The organism is Stenotrophomonas sp. 2YAF22, from assembly GCF_052114665.1.
GTDB classification, from domain to species: Bacteria; Pseudomonadota; Gammaproteobacteria; order Xanthomonadales; family Xanthomonadaceae; genus Stenotrophomonas; species Stenotrophomonas indicatrix.
Genome location: NZ_JBFRFE010000202.1, coordinates 1 through 6,553 on the forward strand (window position 1 = coordinate 1; position 6,553 = coordinate 6,553).

At 65.6% G+C, this 6,553-nt stretch carries 7 protein-coding genes; 3 read left to right on the forward strand and 4 right to left on the reverse strand.

All coding sequences use genetic code 11. The features are described 5' to 3' along the window. On the forward strand, positions 1-1,161 hold a 1,161-nt coding region (locus tag AB4Y84_RS09930; protein WP_442250078.1), incomplete at its 5' end, for a GNAT family N-acetyltransferase. Between the two features lie 447 nt (positions 1,162-1,608). Here AB4Y84_RS09930 and AB4Y84_RS09935 read toward each other — a convergent pair. Both AB4Y84_RS09935 and AB4Y84_RS09940 read right to left on the reverse strand, forming a co-directional pair. Further along, positions 1,609-1,989 carry a YbjQ family protein gene (locus AB4Y84_RS09935; protein WP_442244131.1) on the reverse strand — a complete coding sequence of 127 codons (381 nt, stop codon included), beginning with the start codon at positions 1,987-1,989 and terminating at the stop codon, positions 1,609-1,611. Between the two features lie 76 nt (positions 1,990-2,065). Then, entirely contained in the window at positions 2,066-2,431 is a 366-nt protein-coding gene (locus AB4Y84_RS09940; protein ID WP_442250079.1) for a DUF4288 domain-containing protein, read from the reverse strand. A gap of 94 nt (positions 2,432-2,525) precedes the next feature. On the opposite strand from AB4Y84_RS09940, the gene AB4Y84_RS09945 reads away from it, so the two are divergent. Further along, positions 2,526-3,233, forward strand: coding sequence for an alpha/beta fold hydrolase (locus tag AB4Y84_RS09945; RefSeq protein ID WP_442244133.1), 708 nt, complete (start codon positions 2,526-2,528; stop codon positions 3,231-3,233). A 121-nt stretch (positions 3,234-3,354) separates the two neighbouring features. On the opposite strand, the gene dkgB is transcribed toward AB4Y84_RS09945, so the two are convergent. Next, positions 3,355-4,164, reverse strand: a complete 810-nt coding sequence (gene dkgB / locus AB4Y84_RS09950; protein WP_442244134.1) for a 2,5-didehydrogluconate reductase DkgB — start codon at positions 4,162-4,164, stop codon at positions 3,355-3,357. Between the two features lie 85 nt (positions 4,165-4,249). Then, complete coding sequence (locus AB4Y84_RS09955) at positions 4,250-5,464, reverse strand: MFS transporter (protein WP_442244135.1); 1,215 nt, start codon at positions 5,462-5,464, stop codon at positions 4,250-4,252. A gap of 105 nt (positions 5,465-5,569) precedes the next feature. On the opposite strand from AB4Y84_RS09955, the gene AB4Y84_RS09960 reads away from it, so the two are divergent. Next, positions 5,570-6,472 (forward strand): LysR substrate-binding domain-containing protein, encoded by a 903-nt coding sequence (locus tag AB4Y84_RS09960; protein ID WP_442244136.1) that lies wholly within the window; start codon positions 5,570-5,572, stop codon positions 6,470-6,472. The last annotated feature ends 81 nt before the right edge of the window (positions 6,473-6,553 follow it).

The window sequence follows — 6,553 nt, forward strand, 5'->3', positions numbered from 1 at the left end:
GACCTGGCGCAACCGCTGCTGGAGCGTGGCGCGACCGTCGCGCTGAAGATCCTGTCGCCGGATATTCCGCACAAATCCGAAGTGGATGGCGTGCGCCTGAACCTGGCGACGTTGCCGGCGGTGCAGAGCGCGGCCAAGGCGATCCTTGCCCGTGCGCGACAGCTGCGACCGGACGCGCGCATCGACGGCTTGCTGGTGCAGCCGACCATCGTCCGCCCGAAGGCGCGCGAGCTCATCGTCGGCATCGCCGACGACGCCACGTTCGGCCCGGTGATCGTGGTCGGGCGTGGTGGCACGGCGGTGGAAGTGATCAACGACAAGGCGCTGGCGCTGCCTCCGCTGGACCTGCGCCTGGCCCACGAGCTGATCGGCCAGACCCGGGCTTCGCGCATTCTCAAAGCCTATGGCGACGTGCCCGCCGCCGACGAGCGCGCACTGGCACTGGCGCTGGTCAAACTGGCGCAGCTGGCGGCGGACATTCCCGAAGTGCGCACGCTGGACATCAATCCCCTGCTGGTGGACAGCAAGGGCATCCTCGCGCTGGACGCGCGCGTGGCGGTCGCGCCGTCGCGCATCCTGCACAAGGGCCGTGGCCATCCACGCTTCGCGGTGTTCCCGTATCCGAAGGAGTGGGAGCGCACCATCGAGCTGTCCGACGGCGGTCGCGCGTTCGTGCGCCCGGTGCGGCCGGAAGATGACGCATTGTTCCGCGCGTTCTTCGCGCGTGTCAGCGACGAAGATCTGCGGTTGCGCTTCTTCCAGTCGGTGAAGCATTTCAGCCACGAGTTCATCGCCCGCCTGACCCAGCTGGACTACGCGCGCTCGATCGCATTGGTGGCGCTCGAACCGCGCAGCGGCGAGATGCTCGGCGCGGTGCGACTGCATGCCGATGCGGATTACCACCGTGGCGAGTACGGCATCCTGATCCGTTCGGATCTGAAGGGCCACGGCATCGGCTGGCGCCTGATGGCGATCATGATCGAGTACGCCAAGTGGTTGGGCCTGGACGTGGTGGAAGGCCAGGTGCTGCGCGAGAACAGCACCATGCTGGCGATGTGCCAGAGCCTGGGCTTCAAGACCAAACTGGACCCGGACGACCCGACGGTGATGATGGTGACGTTGCCGGTGCAGCAGGTGGAAGTGCCCGACGTTCCCGTGTGATCGGCACCTCGTTCATTTCACCTTGGCGCTTCTACTGGAACCAGAACTCCTCGATAACCTTGCTGCACGACTGATCCAGCTCCAGATGGAACGATCTGCGTTCCTGCATGGACAGCGGATCTGCAAGATCTTCCTGATGCAGCACGGCAAAACCGCGGCCGCCGGATACGGGGGGCGATGTGGCTACGAGATACGTTGTCGTATTCCAAGCCCTGGTACGCCGGACGTAGGCCTCCACGACACGTACGCATTCGGGCTGCTTCTGCGCAGCCAGTATGTTGGCTCTTACCGCCGCAGGCAGCGTGGCCAGACCATCCCTGGCGGAGGCATCACCTGAGGAGGGAGGGCAAGCCAAGCAAAGGAACAGCACAATCGTCGGCACTCTGGACATCACTGGCCTCGCAGGGACGGTAGATCCTCACATCCATCATGGCAGGGTTTCGCAGGTTACCGCAGCGGCTCGACCACCACCGCCGTGCCATAGCACAGCACTTCGGTCAGGCCGGTCATCACATCGGTGGCGTCATAGCGCATGCCGATGACCGCGTTGGCACCCAGCTGCCTCGCATGCTTGACCATGTCGCGATAGGTTTCCTCGCGCGCCTGCTCGCACAGCTCGGTGTAGATGGTGATGTTGCCGCCGAAGATCGTCTGGATGCCGCCAAGGAAGTTGCCCACGATCGAGCGCGAGCGCACGGTGATGCCGCGTACCACGCCCAGGTTGCGCGAGATGCGGTAGCCGGGCAGCTCGAAGGCGGTGGTCACCATCGAATCATCGAAGCGCGCTGCGGAGGTGGTGGGAGTGCCACTGTTGTAGGGGTCGGCCATGGGTGTCTGGTCTGCTGTAGAAGAGGAGAAGGAACTGCCCGGTTGGATGGAGCGCTGCAAGAAGATTGAGCAAGTGCTATTCCTGATATACGACCTGCACCCTGCCGCCCTCGGCAAGCCGCATCACATCGGCAAGTTGCTCCACCTCAAATACAGAATAGGTCACTTCGATTCCAGATCCAGGAAGCGTCAGAGGCGCAGCGTCATCCTGCGCGACCTCAATCAGCTTGCGGATGCCGGCGAAGCAATAATCGGCGCGCACGCCGCTGATCTCCAGCCGACTGTCATCGCCTCGCTGCTCATACTCACGGGCGAGCGACGCAGACTTCTGCATCGCCGTGGCTGGGTCAGGTGCATTGATCAGATACAGATTCTCGTGGACCGGGAATGATGCTTGACCCTCGTACAGGTAATAGAAGATGGCGTGCGCGCAGTACAGCATTGTTGTCCTCCCGGCGGAGCAAGTACTTGGTCGCGCAACACACAGGGTCAGCTCGTGGCTGGCCGCGGTCACCGCGCAGCGCCACAATACCGCCATGACCGACCGCATTCCTCTGCTGCTCCTCCCCGGCCTGCTCAACGACGCCGAACTCTGGCGCGCGCAGCTGGCCGACCTGGCCGATATCGCCGACTGCACCGTGGGAGACCAGACCCGAGGCGAGACCCTGCAGGCGGTGGCCGAGGACGTGCTTGCGCAGGCGCCCTCGCGTTTCGCGCTGGCTGGGTTCTCACTGGGAGGCTTCGTCGCCCAGCAGATCCTGCGCATCGCGCCGGAGCGTGTGATGCAGCTGGCCCTGATCGATACCTCTATCCATGCCGATTCCCCGGAACGCGCCGAACAGCGCCGCAGCCAGCGTGCCAGCGTGCGCCTGCCCGGTAAATTCCACGGCTTTGGTGACGCGCTGATGCGCAGCTATATCGACGCCTCACGGCTGGACGACTACGTGCTGGTGCAGCGCGTGCGTGACATGACCGCCCGGTTGGGTGCGGAGGTATTCCTGCGGCAGAGCGCGCTGGAGCGCCGTGATGGTCACGACGTACTGGCCGGCTACCGCGATCCGCTGCTGATCGTCTGTGGTGCGAACGATCGCATCACGCCGTTGGCGGTGAGCGAGGAAATGCACGCGCTGGTGCCGCACTCTCAGCTGGTGGTGGTGCCCGATTGCGGGCATCTGGCGCCGATGGAAAAGCCGGAAGAGGTGAGTGCGGCGATGCGTGGGTGGCTGTTGCAGGAAGAGGATTGAACCCACGCTTCTGGCAGGTGCCGGCCTTGGTCGGCATGGTGTTTCATCGATCGACCAGAGGTAAGCGCCGACCAAGGTCGGCACCTACCGGTAGCGCCGGGCCATGTCCGGCGGCTTTTGCTCAATCCCAGGCCGGCGCAATGCCTTCCGGATTGGCCAGGCGATGGCCACGGTCCAGCTTGGCGATCTGCGCCATGTCGTCCTCGGTCAGGCGGATCGCTGCGGCTTCCAGGTTGCTGGCCAGGTTCTCGCGCTTGGTCGACGAAGGGATGACCGCGTAATCCTGCTGCAGCGCCCATGCCAGTGCGATCTGCGCCGGGCTGGCCTGATGGCGGCCGGCGATGGCCTGGATCACCGGGTCCTTGATCACCTCGCCATAAGCCAGGCTCATGTACGCGGTGACGCGGATGCCGTTGTCCTGCAGGAACTTCACCAGCAGGCGGTTCTGCAGGTACGGATGGATCTCGACCTGGTTGGTGGCGATCGCATCGGCACCGAGGATCTCAATCGCCTTGCGGGTCTGGGCGATGGTGAAGTTGGAGATGCCAATCTCCTTCGTCAGTTCCTGTGCCTTGGCTTCAGCAAGCGCGGCCAGGTACTCCTCCATCGGCGTGTCGACCTTGTCGTTCGGCGACGGCCAGTGGATCAACGCCAGGTCGACATGGTCGGTGCGCAGCTTTTCCAGGCTGGAGCGCAGGCTTGCCAGCAGTGCATCGCGCTTGAACTCGGTGATCCACACCTTGGTGGTCAGGTAGATCTCGTCACGCGGCACGCCGGACTCGGCGATGGCCTGGCCGACCTCGGCTTCGTTGCCGTAGATCTGCGCGGTGTCGATGGCGCGGTAGCCGACGTCCAGTGCGTTGCGCACCGAGTCGATCACGGTCTGGTCTTTCAGGCGGAAGGTGCCAAGGCCGAAAGCGGGGACAGTCATGGGGAACTCCAAAGCGGGGGAAGGAGGTGATCACAAAGGGTAGGGCAGGGGCTGTGTGCATGCGGGCAACGGTGTATTGCGCTCATCAATGTGCCGCCACCGTGATGCCGTCGGCGCGATCATCGATGCCGTCGCGACGGTCCAGACGGCCGCTCAGCACAGTCAGGCCATACGCGCCGACCACCACCAGTGCACCCAGCCACGGTGTGTGCATCAGGCCGATGTGTTCGACCACGAGGCCGCCCAGCGATGCACCCAGCGCGATGCCGATGTTGAAGGCGGCGATGTTCAGGCCCGAGGCCACATCGGTGGCCTGCGGTGCGTAGCGCTGAGCCTGCTTGACCACATACACCTGCAGGCCGGGCACGTTGCCGAATGCCACTGCGCCCAGTGCCAGTACGGTCAGCAGCATCAACCAGGTGTTGTGGGCGGTGAAGGTCATGACCAGCAGGACCACGGCCAGCAGCGCGAAGATGCGCTTCAGTGCGGGCACCGGACCCATGCGGTCGGCCATGCGGCCGCCCCACAGGTTGCCGATCGCCACCGACACGCCATACACCAGCAGCACCAGGCTGACCGCGTTGGCCGAGAAGCCGGTGACGTCCTGCAGGATCGGCGTCAGGTAAGTGAAGGACAGGAAGGTGCCGCCGTAGCCGAGTGCGGTGATGGCGTAGACCATCAGCAGGTGCGGCTGCGCAAGCACGTCCAGCTGCTGGCGGAAGGTGGCCGGCGCGCTCTGCGCCAGGCCGCGCGGCACGAACAGCAACGCGCCCAGCAGCGCGATCACGCCCAGCCCGGCGACGGCCAGGAACGTGGCGCGCCAACCCAGGTGCTGGCCGATGAAGGTGCCCAGCGGCACGCCGGTCACCAGTGCCACGGTCAGGCCGGTGAACATGATGGCGATGGCACTGGCAGCCTTCTCTTTCGGCACCACCGCGGTGGCGATGATCGAGCCGATGGAGAAGAACACGCCGTGGGCCAGGCCGGTGAGGATGCGGGCGACGATCAGCGAGGTGTAGCCCGGTGCCATCCACGCGATGACGTTGCCGAGGGTGAACAGCACCATCAGCGCGACCAGCAGGGTCTTGCGCGGCACACGGCCGGTGAGTGCGGTGAGCACGGGTGCGCCGACGGCCACGCCGAGCGCATACAAGGACACCAGCAGGCCGGCCGACGGCAGGCTGACCTGCAGGTCGGCGGCGATGGTCGGGATCAGGCCGACGATGACGAACTCGGTGGTGCCGATGGCGAAGGCGCCGAGGGTCAGCGCCAGCAGGGCGAGCGGAATGCCACGGATCATGACAGTGTCCAGACGGAAGGAAGGGGGGCAGTGTGCGCGGCCGACCTTTGCCGAAAAACCGGTCTTCACGCCAATCACTCTTGCCTGGTGGTCAATAATGGCGTCATGAAAACCACCCTCGACGAGATGCAGGCCTTCCTGGCGGTGATCGACAGCGGTTCGATCAGCGCGGCTGCCGAGCAGCTGGGGCAGACGCCTTCAGGCGTGAGCCGCGCGCTGGGTCGGCTGGAGGACAAGCTGGGCACGACCCTGCTGACCCGTACCACCCGCCGCCTGCACCTGACCGCCGAGGGCGAGGCCTACCTGCGTCATGCGCGGGCGATCATCGATGCAGTGGAATCGGCCGAAGAACAGATGGCTGCGCGCCGCGAGCGCCCGGCTGGCCGGCTGCGGGTGGATGCGGCGATGCCGTTCGTGCTGCACGTGATCGCGCCATTGGTGGCCGGCTACCGCGCACGCTACCCGGAAGTGCAGCTGGAGTTGAACAGTTCCGAGCGCTACATCGACCTGCTGGAACGGCGTACCGACCTGGCGATCCGCATCGGGCCACTGGCCGATTCCACCCTGCATGCGCGGCCGCTGGGGCGCTGCCGGCTGCAGGTGCTGGCCAGCCCGGGCTATCTGGCCGCGCACGGGGAACCGGCCAGCGTGGCGGCGCTGGGCCAGCACACGCTGCTCAGCTTCAACGAACCGGAATCGCTGAACCGCTGGCCGCTGCCGGGCGATGCCGACGGGCAGTTGCTGGTGCGCCCGGATATCGCGGTATCCAGCGGCGAGACGCTGCGCGCGCTGGCGGTGGAAGGCGTGGGCATCACCTGCCTGTCCGACTTCGTGACCGAACGCGATCGTGCGGCCGGCACGCTGGTGCCGGTGCTGGCCGCACAGACGCTGGATGTGTACCAGCCGATCCACGCGGTGTACTACCGCAACACGGCCGTATCGGCGCGGATCAGCTCGTTCCTGGATTACCTGGGTGAAGCGATGGCCGCATCGGATTACCTGCGCTGATGGAGTGTCCGGGTTGCCGGCCAGCGGCCGGCACTACCGGGAATCGCACGCATGGGTAGTGCCGGCCGCTGGCCGGCAACC